The organism is Nocardia sp. FBN12 (assembly GCF_054031145.1).
Genome location: NZ_CM132926.1, coordinates 6,152,041 through 6,168,565 on the forward strand (window position 1 = coordinate 6,152,041; position 16,525 = coordinate 6,168,565).

Here is a 16,525-nt window from a genome sequence, read left to right on the forward strand (position 1 = left end):
CTCTGGATCGGGTAATCAGGCCCTGATCATAGGGACACTCCGGCGTCCCCGCGTGGCGACGTGCGGCAGGATAGATGGGATGACGCACCTGCACCCGAAACCGCGGCTGGTGGCCAGCGACGTCGACGGCACGCTGATCGACGACTCCGACAAGATCTCGGCCCGCACCAAGGCCGCCGTCGGGGCCCTCGTCGCCGACGGCGCCACCTTCGTGCTCGCCACCGGCCGCCCGCCGCGCTGGATCGAACCGGTCGTCAGCGAACTCGGGTACGCACCGCTCGCGATCTGCGGAAACGGCGCGGTCGTCTACGACAGCGCCACCGATCGGGTGCTGTCGAGCCACACGCTCGACGTCGAGACACTGAGCTGGTTGGCCGAGGTCGCCGAACGCGCGTTACCCGGCTGTGGGCTGGCCACCGAGCGAGTCGGCGCCAGCGCACACGACGCCGTGACCCAGCAGTTCGTCAGCTCGCCCACCTACGAACACGCCTGGCTCAACCCCGACGACACCGTCGTCTCGCACGCCGAGGTGATCGACTCGCCCGCGATCAAGATGCTTGTCCGCCTCAGCTCGGCCCGCAGCTCCGACATGCGCGCCGCCCTTGCCCCGCTCATCGGCGACCGCGCCGAGATCACCTACTCCACCGAGAGCGGCTTGATCGAATTGGCGGTCCCCCAGGTGACAAAGGCATCCGGCCTGGCCGAGGTGGCCCGCCGTATCGGCGTCGAGAACTCGTCGATCGTGGCCTTCGGCGACATGCCCAACGATGTGCCGATGCTGGCGATGGCCGGGCACGGCGTCGCGATGGGCAATGCGCACCCCGAGGCTCGGGCGGCGGCCGACGAGGTGACGGGCAGCAATATCGACGACGGAGTGGCGATGGTCCTCGAGCGCTGGTGGCGTTAGTCCTCGCCAGAATTAAAACGGCCGGTGCCCCTCGCTCGGAGGGTGCACCGGCCGTTCTTCGCCGTGACCGGGGGTCAGCCGATCGGGGCGGGTTCGGTGCCCGGCGGGTCAGCCGGGATCTGTTCGACGGGAGCCTGTTCGATCGGTGCGGGTTCGGCGGGCGTTGCCTGCGGATCAGCGGGTGCACGCGGTTCGGCAGGGGCCGGAACCGCGAGTCCGAGGGTCGGTGCCTGGTCCGGCTTCGGCTGACCGTTCATTTCCTGCTTGTAGGTCTCGTCGTAGGTCTTCCAGAACGTCGTGACGATGCCCGTGAGCTCGTTGAGCACCAGCGAACCGTGCTGGAAATCAGTGCGAAGACCATTCGGCACCGAGTAGGAACTGCCGGTCGGCAAGCCGAGCACACCCGAGTCGGCGCCAAGGCTCAGGTACCGGTCGAGAATCGCGCCGACCACCTCGAACACCTCACCGCCCTCGCCCGAGTAGACGAATCCATTGGCGAACTTCGCGTACTGCCGCCCCTGCGCACCCGAGATCAGGTCCGACTGCGGCGCGCCGAGCGGACCGTCGACGCCACCCTTGGCCACCCAGTACTTGGCGATCGCGTTGTCACCGGAAAGGCCGAGGAACTTGTCGACCATCGCGCCCAGCTCGGCCATATTGCCCTGCGGGGCACGGGCCTGCTGACTCGGCGGACGATTCACCGTCGGCGGTGAGGTATAGGTGCCGGAATTGCCCGCCGCGATCCCGCGGATGCGGTCCATCAGCGCGTAGGCGGCGTCGCCGGGGCAGTCGGTGTTGCCGACGTCGCGGTGCGCGAACACCACCGGCAGGTCGACCGCCTCGTCCTGTGCGTACGGGGTGAACTCGGTGCCCTCGGAGTACATCGTGGTCTCGCCCTGGGGATCGAGCCCGGCGAGCTTGGCCCGCCAGCCGATGAACTTGCCGATCGCGTTGATCGCCTCGTTGCTCGGCTCCTCGGTCTCGTAGTTGCCCATCAGCGCCACACCAGCGGTGTTCTCGTTGAAACCGCCCGCGTGCGCGCCCTGGACCGCGCGATCGAGGCCACCGTAGCGGCCCTCGAAAATCTGGCCGTACTGGTCGACCATCGCGTTGTAGCCGACGTCGCACCAGCCGAGCGTCTCGGCGTGATAGGCGTAGATCGCGCGGACGATGCCCGCCGATTCGGAGCGGCTGTAGTCGTTGCGACCGGCCGTGTGGTGCACGGTGATGCCGCCGACGCCGTCGTCGTAGGTGGGTTCCTCGCAACGGATCGACTCGTCGGCACCCCACTGCGCGCGGGTGATGACCTTGGGTCCGCCGCCGGGTAGTGCCGCGGCGACGTCGTTGAGCGCGGCATCGATCGCGGCGCGGCCCGGATTGATCAACACAGCCTTGAGCGCGGCCTCGGTGAGGTGTGCCGGGTCGTGGTCGGGGCCCGCGGCGGGCTTGCGGGTGACCAGCATCTGCACCGCGGTGGTCTCGCCGACGTAGATCGGCTCGGTGCCGGTGGGTGCGTCGGCCGGGGTCTGATCGGTGGCCCTGGTGTCGATCGGATCGGCGTCGTACCAGGGACCCCAGTTGCCGTCCTGCTGGCGGGCCCGGAGCTTGGTGGTGGTGTTCGCCAGATCGCGCGCGGTGACGGCGACCATGCTGAACGGGGTTTCCTGGGTGAGTTCCTTGACCTGCGCGCCCACCTGGTCGATGACGTCGGCGCCGACCGCGCCCGGGGAGAGGGCGGGCGTGTCGGGCGTGGTGCCGGGTTCGAGGTTCTCCGGGTCAGCGATGAATTTCGCACCGGCAGAACTACTTCGGGAGACCGGAGCACCGGCAGGTGCGGCCGCTGCGGGCGGCGGGGCGGCCGGTGCTGGTGCGGCTGATGTCGGCGCGGCCGGAGCTGGAGCTGGGGCCACCTGAGCGGGAGAAGGAGCGGCGGGAGCCGCTGGCGCCTGCTCTCCTGGGGCAGGTGCGCCCTGGGCCGGAGCTGCGTGCGCTGGGGCAGGTGCTCCCGGGGCGGGAGCTGCTTGAGCTGGGGCGGGTGCACCCGGGGCGGGAGTTGCTTGAGCTGGGGCCGGAGCGGGGGCCGGAGCTGCCTGCGCGGGGGCCGGAGCGGCCGGAGCAGTGGTTTGCGCTCGGGGCACGGCGGGGGGCGCGGTCGGGACCGCTGTGCTCGGGACCGGGGGACGCGCCGGTGGTGCGGCGGCTCCGGGGGCGGGAGTCGCGGCGCCCGGCGTCGCCTGCTGAGTCGGTGTCGGCTGCGGTTTCGTCGGCAGTTGCGGCAGCGGGATCTCGGTGGGCAGCGCCACGCCCGGCGGAACCGGCAGTCCAGGGGGGACCGGGATCGAGCTCGGCAGCTGCAGCATGCGCAGATCCGAGAGATGCAGGTCGGGCAGATCGAGGCCGGTCAGCTCACGCAGCGGGACCGTGATGTCGGGAACCCCGTTCAGCGCCACTTCGGCCATCTGCGCAGGCACGGCCGCGACCTGGGAATCGTTCGCGCTGCGGTAATCGGTCGAGTCGCTGAGGGCGAACGCACCGACCGGTGCGGCGACAACGAGGGTCGTGACCACCGGGAGCACGTAGGAACGTTTCGGCTTTCGGTATCGCACGTGCGACTCCTATCAGGGTCGAGCTCGTGTTTTCCGCGCATGTGATGCTTGCTTCCTCTAACCTCACGCATCACACTAGTTAACATACGTCACACATCTCAACCTCAACTCGAGGCTTAAGTGATTGCTCGAATGTAGCCCTCGGATCCCGCTCGGCGACGACGACATGCCGACGCGAGCTCCGCCGGTCGAACCGCGAAACCGTGGGAGCGCAGTATGAGAGCGGACACCTTGATCAACCGCAGTACCCGCCGCGGTACCCGTCGCCGAGCCGTGCCGATCATCCGGACAGCGCCGCTGCCGGTGCTGGTCAGCGGCACTGTGCTGGCGTTGACCGGGGCGATCGGGCTGTGGCAGATCCTGCCGGGCCAGATCACCCCCACCGTCGGCGCGGGACACGGTCGCGGCATGAGCCAGGTAGGCGCCTTCGACAACGCGCGAGCGGGCTGGTCGGCCGAGGAGATTCTCGGGCACTACTACCCGGGAGCTGAACTCGGGCAAATCGGGCCGACAACGATCGGTGTCCGCCTGCAGGCGCAGGACGACGCCACTCTCGACACCTTCGCCGCCGCCGGTGCTCAGGTCGCCGGTCGCACGATCGGCCCCGGCGACGCGGCCCACCTCACGCCCCTGCCCGACGGTGGCGCGAATGTGGTGGTGACCGCGGGCTGTGACGGCGAAGTGCTGTGGCAGGCCGCGACCGACGATCCCTTCGTCTACCCGGTCGGCGCGGGCGCGGGCAGGCCGGCCGACGAACACCTGACCCTCTGTGGTGGCACCGCCTATCGCGGCGCGCTCGGTGTGGCACTCGAGGGCGAGTCCTATCGCACCGTCAACGAGGTGGATCTCGACGACTATCTCGCCGGCGTGCTCCCCGCGGAAATGCAGGCCAACTGGGCCGACCAGGGTGCCTTCGAAGCGCTACGCGCCCAAGCGATCGCGGCCCGCTCCTACGCGCTGGCCGAGAACAGATACGCCTACGCGCAGACCTGCGACACCACCGACTGCCAGGCCTATCCCGGCACGGTGAAAGAGGATTCACGCTCCACGGAAGCCGTCGCCGCCACCACCGGCACCGTGCTGCTGCGCGACGGGCAGATCCTGCGCTCGGAGTACTCGGCGGCTCCGGATGGTGGTCGGCCCGCCGACATCCAGACCTTCGAGGTCGGACCGGCACCGAGCGAACTCGTCGAAACCGCGCCTGCCCCAGTGGTTCCCGCCATTCCAGCAGAGCCGGATCTGACCATCGAGGCGCTCGCGGGTGAGTCGGTGATCGACACCGAATACCGGCGCATCGGCGGACCGAACAGTTCCGTGGGTGAGCCGATCGGTCCGGAAATGCTGCTGCCGCAACGGGCGGGTACGTATCGGATGTACACCAACGGTGTGATCGTGGCGACCAAGACACTCGGCGCGCAGGTCGTCGACTTCTCCACGCTGCTCCAGCTCGTTCCGGACGCGGGCGATCAGTTGCCCTCGTCCGCCTCCGGCCGTCCCAAACTGAAGGCGCCAGAAGGTGATGTGCCCCAGGTCGTTTCGCCGGGTGATCCACAGGGTCTGCAGATTCCCTCTGATGCCGAGATCAGGGGCGAACCCGTCCATGGCCCGGCGAACCCCGCCGCGACGCCGGGGGCGCACGCCGAGTACGGCCCGGCGAACCCCGCCGCGACGACGCCGGGGGCGCACGCCGAGTACGGGCCGGTGCCCCCCGGTGCGGCACCTGGCGTGTACGACGGCGAGTGACTGGCGAAATCGCCCACAACGCCTCCGGAACGGATCCTTCAGTCGAGCTTCGTGTCATCCAGGCCGATGGCCAGCGTACGCAGCAGGTCGGCGAGCTGCTCGCGGTCCGTGGCGCCGAGCGAGGCGAGCAGGCGCTGCTCGTTGTCCACGTGCAGCGGGAGCAGCCGGTCGACCAGTTCGCGGCCCTCGGCGGTGAGCTGGACGAAGACCGAGCGGCGATCGTCGGCGGAGGGAACGCGCCGGACCAGGTTCTTCGCGGCCAGCCGGTCGATCCGGTTGGTGATGGCGCCCGAGGTGACCATGGCCGCGCGGTTGAGCGCGCCTGCGGTGAGGCCGGTCTCGCCGCCGGAGCGACGCAGCGTGGCGAGCACGTCGAACTCCCAGAATTCCAGGCCGTGACCAGCGAAGAAGCGTTTCAGGTCCTGTTCGAGGACGCGCGCGAGGCGGGTGATCCGGCCGACGATCGCCATCGGTGACACGTCGACATCCGGGCGCTCGATGTTCCAGTGCTCGGTGATCAGGTCGACGGCATCGCGCATCGCATTTCCCTCTCGGTTAAAAGTCTTAATGTTCATCTACTTGACGCGAAGATACCGCATCCGGTAGATATTTCAATGTTGAGATTATCAATCAGGAGTGAACATGACGACCGCAACCCGCCCGGCCGGCTACGCGGGCACCCTCGCGCTCACCGCACTCACCCCGATCGTGTGGGGTTCCACCTACGCCGTCACCACCGAGTTCCTGCCGCCCGACCGGCCGCTGTTCACCGCGCTCATGCGCGCGCTCCCCGCTGGATTGCTGCTGCTCGCGTTCACCAGGGTGCTGCCGCACGGGCAGTGGCTGGGTCGAGCCGCGGTGCTCGGCGTGCTCAATATCGGTGCGTTCTTCCCGCTCCTGTTCCTTGCCGCGTATCGGTTGCCGGGAGGTGTCGCCGGGGTGCTCGGCGCGGTCGCGCCGATGTTCGCGCTCGGATTCGCCGCCGTGCTGCTGGCCGAGACGCCGACGAGGCGAAAGGTGATCGCGGGCGTCGTCGGCGTCGTCGGGGTCTCGCTGGTCGTGCTCCGTGGCACCGTCGAACTCGACCTGATCGGGGTGATCGCCGGGCTCGCCGGTGCGGCGTCGATGGGGGTGGGAACGGTGCTCACGAAGAAATGGGGACGCCCCGAGGGTGTCGGCCCGCTGGCGATGACCGGTTGGCAGCTCACCGCGGGCGGGCTGTTCATCGCACCGCTCGCCCTGGTGATCGAAGGCGCGCCGCCCGCGCTCGACGGCGAAGCCATCGGCGGCTACCTGTACCTCGGCATCATCGGCACCGCGCTGGCCTACTGGCTGTGGGTTCGCGGGATCTCGCGTGTACCGGCGACTTCGGTGTCCTTCCTCGGCCTGCTGAGTCCGGTGTCGGCCGCGGTGATCGGCTGGATCGCGCTGGGCCAGGCGCTCACCGCGCTGCAGATCGTCGGCCTCGGCGTCGCGCTCGCAGGCACCGTGCTCGGCCAGATCCCGGCGCGGGCGCAGGCCGCGCCGGTGAACGGTCCGATCTCCGCCGCTCCGGCACGACTTACCGTGCACGCTTGACCTTGACGTAGCGTCAACTTGCAGAGTGGAGATACCGACGAGAAGGGGAGCAGGTCATGGTGGGTGAATGGTCCATCCAGGACCTCGCGAAGGCCGCGGGAACCACCAGTCGTACGTTGCGCCACTACGGCCAGCTCGGGCTGTTGGAGCCGAGCCGGATCGGCGCCAACGGCTACCGCTACTACGACCAGACCTCTCTTGTTCGACTGCAGCGAATTCTGCTGCTGCGCGAACTCGGCCTCGGACTCCCCGTGATCGCCGAGGTCCTCGCCGGTGAACAGGACACCGCCGGTGCGCTGCGCACCCACCTGGAACTGCTTCGACAGCTTCAGGATCGGGTGGCACGGCAGATCGAATCGGTGTCGACCACATTGCGCAAGACGGAAAGAGGTGAACCGCTCATGGCCGCAGAGGTTTTCGACGGTTTCGACCACACCCAGTACAAGGACGAAGTCACCGAGCGCTGGGGCAAGGACGCGTACGAGAGTGGTGATCGCTGGTGGCGATCGCTGTCCGACGACGAGAAGAAGGGCTTCCAGCAGACCCAGCTCGACATCGCCACCGACTTCGGAAAGGCGTTCACCGCAGGGCTTCCCGTGGAAGGCGATGTTGTCCAGGCGATCGTCGCCCGGCACCGCGCCTGGCTCGGTGTCGGCACGCAGGGCAAGCCAGTGTCGAACGAATACTTGCTCGGACTCGGCGAGATGTACGTCGCCGACCCGCGCTTCCGGAAGAACTACGACGTGCACGGCGAAGGCGTCGCCGAGTACATCCTCGAAGCCTTCCGGGCTTACGCCGCGGCTCATCCCGCCTGAACGGTTGGTGTGCGCGCGGCCGGGTGATGAGGTTGTCGGCGGTGTGGCCATCGAGTCACCGCTGGTTCGATTCCGGGAAGAACGCCCAGGTCGCACCGTCGAACACCCCGCATCCGCCGGTTCCGCCGTATAACTGACGGCGACGTCGACAAGTAGCGGGGACAGTGGTGGAACAGGTGCGGCCGGAGCGGCCTTCGCGCGCGCTGATCGCGGGCTGGCTCGGGGTGCTGGTCGGCGCGGCGGGGGTCTTCGTCGGCACGGCGACCGCTGTATTGCGGGCGGCCGGACGCGAGATCGACCTCGATTACGTGGGTGCGGGGATCGTCGGCGGGCTGGGGGTGATGTATCTGCTCGGGGCGGTGCTGCTCTTGCGGCGGCGGATGCTCGGCAGGCGGGTGCTGATCACCATGACGTCGGTGATGGCGGTGGCGACTTTGCTGGTCATCGTGCTGAACGGGGCAAGTCACGGATGGCGGTTCGGGCCACTGGATGCGTGGTTGGTGCTCAACGCCGTGATCCTCGCGCTCAGTTTGAGTGAGCCGACACGGCGCTGGACCCTTACGCGGTAGGTCACCGTCGGCTCGACGCGCAGGTGCTCGAACTCGGTACGCCGCGGTCGATGACGCTACGGTCGGGGGATGGTCGTGCTGGAGACGAAGTCGAAGAGCGGTGAGGTGGCGGCGATCGTCGCGGTGTGCCTCGCGGGGATCGCCGCGCTGGCGAACCTGGTGGGGGCCGTGGTTCTCGTGCGGTCGTTTCTGCGCGATCCGGGTAAGCTGGACGACTCGCTGACGCTGTTCACCACACTCGGCGCGCTGGTGTCGGTGTTCGCGTTCGCTTACGGTGGCGTGCTTTTGGCGCGCCGGGACGAGACCGGGCGATGGGTGATCGCGGTCGCCGCGGCCGCACAGCTCGTGCTCGGGATAGTCGGCTTGCTCGCCACGCTCGTGAACTACGACTCCGGGTACGGGATCCACTGGTTCGCCGACGAACCCGTTGTTCGTTCGATTCTGATCGGCCTCGGTGGGGTACCCGGTGCCGTGACGGCGATCGTGAATCACAGTTGGGCAGCGGCACTTTCGGGCGCGGTACTCGGTGGGCTCGTGTTGGTGCCCACCGCGCTGCCGTGGACCTCGGCCTACACGCTCGCTCGCCCGGACGACGTTGTCGGACCGACCGTATAGTTTCAGCAGGTCAGCATCGTCGCGTAGACGAGGCCGGACACGAGATAGCGGCTACAGACTCAGCTCGCCACGAGGGGGAACACACATGGGGTATCCGTACGGCCCACAGCAGGGGCAAGACCCGTACGCGGGGCAGGGGTACGCGCAGCCCGGCTACGGAGCCGATCCCTACGCCCAGCCGTACGGCGCGCCTCAATACGGCTACGGCGCACCGGCTTACGGTGCCGCACCGTACCCGGGCTACGGTCAGCCCCGACCCGGCGGCGGAACCGCCATCACCGCCGCGCTGGCCGCACTGCTGCTGTCGTTGATCTCCCTCGGCGGTCTCGGCCTCGGCTTGGCGTTTCTGCTGGGCACCGACGCCACGAGTGCGAGTGACGAAGCGGGCCGCGAGGAAGTACTGATCGCTCTCGCGATCGGCTCGGCACCGGCCCTGCTGTTGCTGCTCGGCTCCATCATGTTGTTCCGGCGCAAGGCCGCGGGCCGGGTGCTCCTCATCCTCCTCACTACGATCAGCCTGATCGGCCTCGGCCTGTCGGCGGCAGCGGCGATCGTGGAGAACCGCGCGGAAACCGGCTTCGAGACCACTCCGGCGACACTTGTCGGTCTGGCCATGGTCGGCGCGATCCCCCTCCTGATCCTCGTCATGGCAGCCGCGCCATCGACCGGCCGCTGGATTCGCGCCGGCCGCCCGGGCGCCCATCAGCCGTACCCGCAGTACTGAGATGAGTCATCCACACGGGCCTCGCCCGAATGGCGCGATGGAAGGGGTACCGAGCGCTCGCCTCGGGATATAGCGCTGAACTTGCCTACCGCTAGGGCGGGTCGCAATCGGCCCAGGTCGCGGGCTGGTTGGTGACTCCACCGGGACAATTTGCGGTCTTCCGATACGCTGGGCACCCGTGACCGCCGCATCGCCTGAGGGTAACTCCGTCAACGCAGATTCCAATGCACCGGCAAACCAGTACGACCTGATCGTGGTCGGCTCCGGTTTCTTCGGGCTGACCGTCGCCGAGCGGGCGGCGAACGTGCTGGGCAAGCGGGTGCTGGTGCTCGACCGCCGCTATCACCTGGGTGGCAACGCCTACTCGGAGCCCGAACCGGAGACCGGTATCGAGATCCACAAGTACGGCGCGCACCTGTTCCACACGTCGAACAAGAAGGTCTGGGACTACGTCACCCAGTTCACCGAGTTCACCGGGTACCAGCACCGGGTGTTCGGCCTGCACAAGGGCCAGGCGTACCCGCTGCCGATGGGTCTCGGCATGATCTCGCAGTTCTTCGGCCGCTACTTCACGCCGGAAGAGGCCCGCCAGCTCATCGCCGAGCAGGCCGCGGAGGTCGAATCGGCCGACGCGCAGAACCTCGAGGAGAAGGCGATCTCGCTGATCGGCCGCCCGCTCTACGAGGCGTTCATCCGCGACTACACCGCAAAGCAGTGGCAGACCGACCCGAAGGAACTGCCCGCGGGCAACATCACTCGCCTGCCCGTGCGCTACACCTTCGACAACCGCTACTTCAACGACACCTACGAAGGCCTTCCCAAGCAGGGCTACACGAAGTGGCTGGAGAATATGGCCGCGTCCGACCTCATCGAGGTGCGGGTGAACACCGACTGGTTCGACGTGCGCGACGAGATCGTCGCCGCCAACCCGGACGCCCCGGTCGTCTACACCGGCCCGCTGGACCACTACTTCGACTACGCCGAAGGCGAATTGGGCTGGCGCACCATCGATTTCGAGACCGAGGTGCTCGAACAGGGTGACTACCAGGGCACCAGCGTCATGAACTACAACGACGCCGACGTCCCCTTCACCCGCATCATCGAGCCGCGCCACTTCCACCCCGAGCGCGACTACCCGACCGACAAGACGGTCATCATGCGCGAGTTCTCCCGCGCCGCGAAGACCGGCGACGAGCCGTATTACCCGATCAACACCCCCGACGACCGCGCCAAGCTGCTGGCCTATCGCGAGCGGGCGAAGAAGGAAACCGCCGAGAAGAAGGTCCTGTTCGGCGGTCGTCTCGGCACCTACCAGTACCTGGACATGCACATGGCGATCGGTTCGGCACTGACCATGTTCGAGAACGTGCTGCGTCCGCATCTGGAATCCGGTGCGCCGCTGGTGGATGAGGCATGACCAAAGCCATGCTCGAAGACGTGACCACCGAAACTCGCGCCATCTCGCTGCTGCAGCGGGTCATCCTGCCGCGGCCGGGTGAGCCCCTCGACGTGCGGACCCTCTACCTGGAGGAGTCCACCACCAACGCCCGTCGCGCGCACGCCACCAGCCGCACCGCGCTGTCGATCGGCGCGGAGTCGGAGGTGTCGTTCTGCACCTACTTCAACGCGCTGCCCGCCAGCTACTGGCGTCGGTGGAGCGTGCTGAAGTCGGTGGTGCTTCGCCTGGAACTGGCCGGGCACGGTCGCGCCGACGTCTACCGGTCCAAGGCCGACGGTTCGCGAATTCACGTGCAGGGCAAGGAATTCGCCGTCGAACAGGGCGCGGAATCGGTGGTCGTGGAGTTCGAGACCGATCTGGGCCCGTTCGAGGACGGTGGCTGGATCTGGTTCGACATCACCACCGACACCGCCGTCACGCTGCTGGCAGGCGGTTGGTACGCACCGCAGCAGGCGTCCGGCACGGGCTCGATCGCGGTCGGCATGCCGACGTTCAACCGGCCCACCGACCTGGTCAAGACGCTCGGCGCGCTGGGCTCGGATCCGTTGGTGCTCGACAACATCGCCGCCGTGATCGTCGCGGACCAGGGCAACCGCAAGGTCGTCGACGAGCCCGGTTTCACCGAAGCCGCCGCGACCCTCGGCGATCGGCTCACGATCTGCGATCAGCCCAACCTCGGTGGTTCCGGCGGATACAGCCGGGTCATGTACGAGGCGCTGAAGACCGACGCCGAGTACATCGTCTACATGGACGACGACATCGAGATCGAGCCCGACTCGATCCTGCGCGCCCTCGCGTTCTCCCGGTTCGCGAAGTCGCCGCTGCTGGTCGGCGGGCAGATGCTGAACCTGCAGGAGCGTTCGCACCTGCACAGCATGGGCGAGGTGGTCGACCGCTCGATCTTCATGTGGTCCTCGGCGCCGAATGTCGAATACGACCACGACTTCTCGAAGTACCCGCTCAAGGATCGCGACAACTCCAAGCTGCTGCACCGGCGCATCGACGTCGATTTCAACGGCTGGTGGACCTGCGTGATCCCGCGTCAGGTCGCCGAGCAGATCGGGCAGCCGCTGCCGCTGTTCCTCAAGTGGGACGACGTCGAGTACGGCCTGCGCGCCCGCGATGCCGGCTACCCGACCGTCACACTGCCGGGTGCGGCCGTCTGGCACATGGCCTGGTCCGACAAGGACGACGCCATCGACTGGCAGGCGTACTTCCACCTCCGCAACCGCCTGGTGGTCGCCTCCCTGCACCTGCCCGGCGACGGCAAGCCGATGATCGTCAACACGATCAAGGCCACGCTGAAACACCTGCTCTGCCTTGAATACTCGACGGTCGCCATCCAGAACGAGGCGATCCGCGACTTCCTGGCAGGTCCGGAAGGCCTGTTCGACCTGCTCCCCACCGCACTTGGCAAGATCCACGGCATGCGCAAGGAGTTCCCGGACGCGGTCGTCGTGCCCTCGTCCACCGAACTGCCGCTGGCCAACCGCCACGGCGTCGGCGCGGTCGGCGAACCAGCCAACCCGATCGCGAAGGTGGCCCGCCTGGCCAAGGGTGTGGTGCACAACTTCCGCAAGGCCGACCCGGCCGCCTACGAGACGCCGCAGCTCAACGTGCCGACCCTCGACGCGCGCTGGTACTTGCTCTCGCAGGTCGACGGTGTCACCGTTACCACCGCCGACGGCCGCGGCGTCGTCTACCGCAAGCGCGACCCGCGCCAGGCCCGCGACCTGCTCAAGGAAGCGATGCGCCTGCGCAAGGAACTCACCGCCCGCTTCCCGGAGCTGCAGCAGCGCTACCGGGCCGCGCACGCCGAGCTCACCAGCACGGCGGCGTGGGAGAAGACCTTCGGCCTGAACGGAACAGAGAAGTGACCAACACCGAAGTGCCCGAAGTGGAAATGGCCGAGGAAGGCTGCTGCGGCGGCTGCGATTGCAGCGGCGACTACGTAGAGGTCCCGGTCGAGGTCGCCATCCTCAACGCCGTGCAGGGCACCATCGGCACCAACCCGGCCGTCGTCTCCGCCGCGCGCGGCATGTCGCACTTCGGCGAGCACGCGCTCGGCTGGGTCGGCATCGCCGCCGCGGGCTGGCTGGTCGACAAGCCGCGCCGCCGTCAGTGGGCCGGTGTCGCGGTCGGTGCCGTCGGTGCGCACGCCGCGTCGATCGTGATCAAGCGGATCGTCCGGCGCCCGCGCCCCAACGATCCGTCGGTGCAGGTCAACGTGTCGACACCGAGCAAGTTGAGCTTCCCGTCCTCGCACGCCACCTCCACCACGGCGGCGGCGGTGTTGCTCGGACGCCTCACCGGGCTACCCTTGCCAGCGGTGATCGTCCCACCGATGCTCCTTTCCCGGGTTGTCCTCGGTGTGCATTACCCTTCTGACGTGATCGCCGGTTCCGCTTTGGGGGCCGCGTCGGCTGCTGCCGTGCTAGCCGCTGAGAAGAGACTCCGACAGTGACCGCAACTGAAAGAACTTTGGCCCAGATGAGCGAAGAACCGTCCGCCGCCGTCCTCGACGAGGGTGCTGTGAAGGGCCCGCCGAAGACGCTGCTCGGTGGCGTCATCAAGGCCATGCGCCCACGTCAGTGGGTCAAGAACGTCCTCGTGCTCGCCGCACCGCTCGCGGTCGGACCGGAAGCGGTCGGTGACGCGGGCGTTCTCGTGAACGTCGCGATCGCCTTCATCGTGTTCTGCATGGCGGCCTCCGGCATCTACCTGGTCAACGACTCACTCGATGTCGACGCCGACCGGGCCCATCCGACCAAGCGCTTCCGGCCGATCGCGGCGGGCGTCGTTCCTGTCAACCTGGCTTACGCGCTGGCAGCCGTGCTGCTGGTCGGCTCGATCTCCGCGTCGTTCCTCGCGTCCTGGCATCTGGCCGTGGTGATGGCGATCTACATCGGCATCCAGCTCGCCTACTGCCTCGGCCTCAAGCACCAGGCCGTGCTCGATATCTGCATCGTGTCCTCCGGCTTCCTGCTGCGCGCCGTCGCGGGTGGCGCGGCGGCCGACATCGCGCTGTCGCAGTGGTTCCTGCTGGTCATGGCGTTCGGTTCGCTGTTCATGGCGGCGGGCAAGCGCTACGCGGAACTGGCGATCGCGCTGGAGACCGGCGCGAAGATCCGCAAGTCCCTCGAGTACTACACGCCGACCTACCTGCGCTTCATCTGGACCCTCGCGGCCACCGCCGTCGTGATCTTCTACGGCCTGTGGGCGTTCGAGCAGGCCGAGCTACGCGACACCCAGTGGTACTCGATCTCGATGGTCCCGCTTACCATCGCAATCCTGCGTTACGCGGTCGACGTCGATGGTGGCGCGGCCGGTGAACCCGAAGAGATCGCGTTGGGGGACCGCATCCTGCAGTTCCTCGCTATTGCCTGGATCGGAGCGGTAGGTGTCGCTGTCTATCTCACCTGACGAGATGTTGGTAGCGGAGCAGGATTCAACCGAAGACGAGCAGCTACGCGACGACGAGTCGCCGCGTAGCGACGCGCGTTCCTCGGTGCTGTCCCGCGCCATCTTCGTCGGTGGGGTGGTCATTACCGCCGCGCTGTTCACGTTCGGTGCGTGGCAGCGGCGCTGGATCGCCGACGACGGCCTGATCGTGCTGCGCACGATCCGCAACCTGCTCGCGGGCAACGGCCCGGTCTTCAACGTCGACGAGCGCGTCGAGGCCAACACCAGTACCGCGTGGACCTATGTGGTCTGGTTCTTCTCCTGGCTCACGCAGGCCCGCCTCGAGTACGTGGTGCTCGGGGTAGCGCTGGTGGTCTCGGTGCTCGCGGTGGTGTTCGCGATGCTCGGCACCGCGCGGCTGTGGGGTGGAACCAGCGGTCAGCTGCTGATTCCGGCCGGTGTGCTGGTCTACATCGCACTGCCGCCCGCGCGCGATTACGCCACCTCCGGCCTGGAGAGCGGCCTGGTGATCTGCTGGGTCGGGCTGCTGTGGTGGCTGATGATCCGCTGGAGTCAGGCCGCCGTCGTGCGCGTGCCCTCGCTGTTGGGGCTCGTTTTCCTGGCCGGTCTCGCGCCGCTGGTCCGTCCCGAGGCCACGCTGATCGGCGTGCTCGCGCTCGGGATGATCTTCCTGGCCCCGATGCCGCAGTTCCGGTTCGGGCCGATCGTGCTGCGTGCGCTGATCGTGTTCGTCGCCGGGATCGTGCCGGTGGGGTACCAGATCTGGCGGATGGGCTACTACGGCCTGCCGTACCCGAACACCGCGGTCGCCAAGGACGCGGGCGGTGCCAAGTGGGGGCAGGGCGCCATCTACCTGTGGGACCTGGTCGGGCCGTACTACCTGTGGATTCCGCTGCTCGTGCTGCTGATCGCCGGTGTGATCGCCGGTGTCGCGCGTGGGTTCGCGCTGCCGAAGTTGACCGTGGCCGGTCTGCGCGCGTGGCTGCGTTCGCCGAGCGCGGTGGTTGTGATGGTGCTCGGCAGCGGTCTGCTGCTCACCGTGTACGCCGTGCGCGTCGGCGGTGACTTCATGCACGGGCGCATGCTGCTCACGCAGCTGTTCCTGCTGCTGTTGCCGGTGGCTGTCGTCCCGATCCCGACACGGTGGCGCAAGTCCGACTGGTCGGTCGCGGCGCTGCTGATCGCGCTGCTCGGCACCGCGGGCTGGTCGCTGTACGCGTCGAACACGACCGCGATCACCACCGGCACCAAGATCCGCTCCTCCGGCATCGTCGACGAGCGCATCTACTACGTGCTCAACACCGGCAAGGACCACCCGATCCTGGCCGAGGACTACCTCGACTACCCGCGCATGCGGGCCATGGTCAGCGACATCGCCGCCAACCCCAAGGGCGGCCTGCTGCTGAACTCGCCCGCGTTCACGTTCTGGTACCTCGACCCGCCGCCGGAGCCGATCCCCGCTGAGGGCTCGGGGCACACGGTCTACTTCCTGAACCTGGGCATGACGAGCATGAACGTGCCACTGGACGTGCGTGTGATCGACCCGATGGGCCTGGCCTACCCGCTGGCCGCGCATTCGGACCGGCTCGCCGACGGCCGCATCGGCCACGACAAGAGCCTGCTGCCCGACTGGGTGGTAGCCGACTCGGGCATGGTCGACATCCACCCCTGGATGCCCTGGTACATGGACGAGCAATGGGTCACCCAGGCGCGCACGGCCATGTCGTGCCCGCAGACCCAGGCGCTGATGGTCTCCGTCCGCGATCCGCTGACCTTCGATCGGTTCAAGCACAACTTCCGCAACGCCCTGGCGTTCTCGAAGTACCGGATCGACCGGATCCCCAAGTACGAAATCCAGCGCTGCGGCCTCGTCGATCCGTTCCCCGAGCCGCCCCGATAAGGCCGGTGCTGGTACCCATCGACCTATGACCTACACCGGCTGGCCAGGGTTTATTTAGTGGTGTTCGCCGCTAAATCACTTTTCGGTAACGCCAAGCTATGGATGTAGCGATATGGTCACTGGAGGAACGGCCCGTCGGCGCACTGGTGTGCCGGTAATCAGTCGGCGGTCATTGCAACCGCGGTT

At 67.8% G+C, this 16,525-nt stretch carries 14 protein-coding genes; 12 read left to right on the forward strand and 2 right to left on the reverse strand.

Going from position 1 to position 16,525, the window contains the following annotated elements:
* Positions 1–79: 79 nt before the first annotated feature.
* Entirely contained in the window at positions 80–907 is an 828-nt protein-coding gene (locus ACWZHB_RS29035; RefSeq protein ID WP_427904937.1) for an HAD family hydrolase, read from the forward strand.
* A gap of 74 nt (positions 908–981) precedes the next feature.
* On the opposite strand, the gene ACWZHB_RS29040 is transcribed toward ACWZHB_RS29035, so the two are convergent.
* Complete coding sequence (locus ACWZHB_RS29040) at positions 982–3,513, reverse strand: N-acetylmuramoyl-L-alanine amidase (RefSeq protein WP_427904938.1); 2,532 nt, start codon at positions 3,511–3,513, stop codon at positions 982–984.
* 216 nt (positions 3,514–3,729) lie between these two features.
* On the opposite strand from ACWZHB_RS29040, the gene ACWZHB_RS29045 reads away from it, so the two are divergent.
* A complete protein-coding gene (locus ACWZHB_RS29045; RefSeq protein ID WP_427904939.1) occupies positions 3,730–5,256 on the forward strand; it encodes a SpoIID/LytB domain-containing protein in 1,527 nt (508 codons plus the stop codon).
* Positions 5,257–5,294: 38 nt separating this feature from the next.
* Here ACWZHB_RS29045 and ACWZHB_RS29050 read toward each other — a convergent pair whose 3' ends face one another.
* Positions 5,295–5,795 carry a MarR family winged helix-turn-helix transcriptional regulator gene (locus ACWZHB_RS29050; protein WP_427904940.1) on the reverse strand — a complete coding sequence of 167 codons (501 nt, stop codon included), beginning with the start codon at positions 5,793–5,795 and terminating at the stop codon, positions 5,295–5,297.
* A 103-nt stretch (positions 5,796–5,898) separates the two neighbouring features.
* Between ACWZHB_RS29050 and ACWZHB_RS29055 the strand changes: the two genes are divergently transcribed.
* The 10 genes from ACWZHB_RS29055 (at position 5,899) to zomB (ending at position 16,339) form a co-directional block, all read left to right on the forward strand.
* Positions 5,899–6,834, forward strand: coding sequence for an EamA family transporter (locus tag ACWZHB_RS29055; RefSeq protein WP_427904941.1), 936 nt, complete (start codon positions 5,899–5,901; stop codon positions 6,832–6,834).
* Between the two features lie 56 nt (positions 6,835–6,890).
* Positions 6,891–7,649: a MerR family transcriptional regulator gene (locus ACWZHB_RS29060; protein ID WP_427904942.1), complete on the forward strand. Its 759-nt coding sequence runs from the start codon at positions 6,891–6,893 to the stop codon at positions 7,647–7,649.
* Positions 7,650–7,813: 164 nt separating this feature from the next.
* Positions 7,814–8,218 carry a hypothetical protein gene (locus ACWZHB_RS29065; protein WP_427904943.1) on the forward strand — a complete coding sequence of 135 codons (405 nt, stop codon included), beginning with the start codon at positions 7,814–7,816 and terminating at the stop codon, positions 8,216–8,218.
* A gap of 69 nt (positions 8,219–8,287) precedes the next feature.
* Positions 8,288–8,833 (forward strand): hypothetical protein, encoded by a 546-nt coding sequence (locus tag ACWZHB_RS29070; RefSeq protein ID WP_427904944.1) that lies wholly within the window; start codon positions 8,288–8,290, stop codon positions 8,831–8,833.
* A gap of 85 nt (positions 8,834–8,918) precedes the next feature.
* A complete protein-coding gene (locus ACWZHB_RS29075) occupies positions 8,919–9,557 on the forward strand; it encodes a hypothetical protein (RefSeq protein ID WP_427904945.1) in 639 nt (212 codons plus the stop codon).
* 178 nt (positions 9,558–9,735) lie between these two features.
* On the forward strand, positions 9,736–10,974 hold the full coding sequence (gene glf, locus ACWZHB_RS29080; protein ID WP_427904946.1) for a UDP-galactopyranose mutase: 1,239 nt from the start codon (positions 9,736–9,738) through the stop codon (positions 10,972–10,974).
* On the forward strand, positions 10,971–12,893 hold the full coding sequence (locus ACWZHB_RS29085) for a glycosyltransferase (RefSeq protein WP_427904947.1): 1,923 nt from the start codon (positions 10,971–10,973) through the stop codon (positions 12,891–12,893). The genes glf and ACWZHB_RS29085 overlap by 4 nt, the downstream gene beginning before the upstream one ends.
* A gap of 26 nt (positions 12,894–12,919) precedes the next feature.
* Complete coding sequence (locus tag ACWZHB_RS29090) at positions 12,920–13,480, forward strand: phosphatase PAP2 family protein (protein WP_427909341.1); 561 nt, start codon at positions 12,920–12,922, stop codon at positions 13,478–13,480.
* Between the two features lie 26 nt (positions 13,481–13,506).
* The gene (locus tag ACWZHB_RS29095; RefSeq protein ID WP_427904948.1) at positions 13,507–14,439 is read left to right on the forward strand and encodes a decaprenyl-phosphate phosphoribosyltransferase; all 933 of its coding nucleotides are present in this window, start codon (positions 13,507–13,509) and stop codon (positions 14,437–14,439) included.
* Between the two features lie 4 nt (positions 14,440–14,443).
* Positions 14,444–16,339, forward strand: a complete 1,896-nt coding sequence (gene zomB / locus ACWZHB_RS29100) for a flagellar motor control protein ZomB (protein ID WP_427909342.1) — start codon at positions 14,444–14,446, stop codon at positions 16,337–16,339.
* Positions 16,340–16,525: the final 186 nt, after the last annotated feature.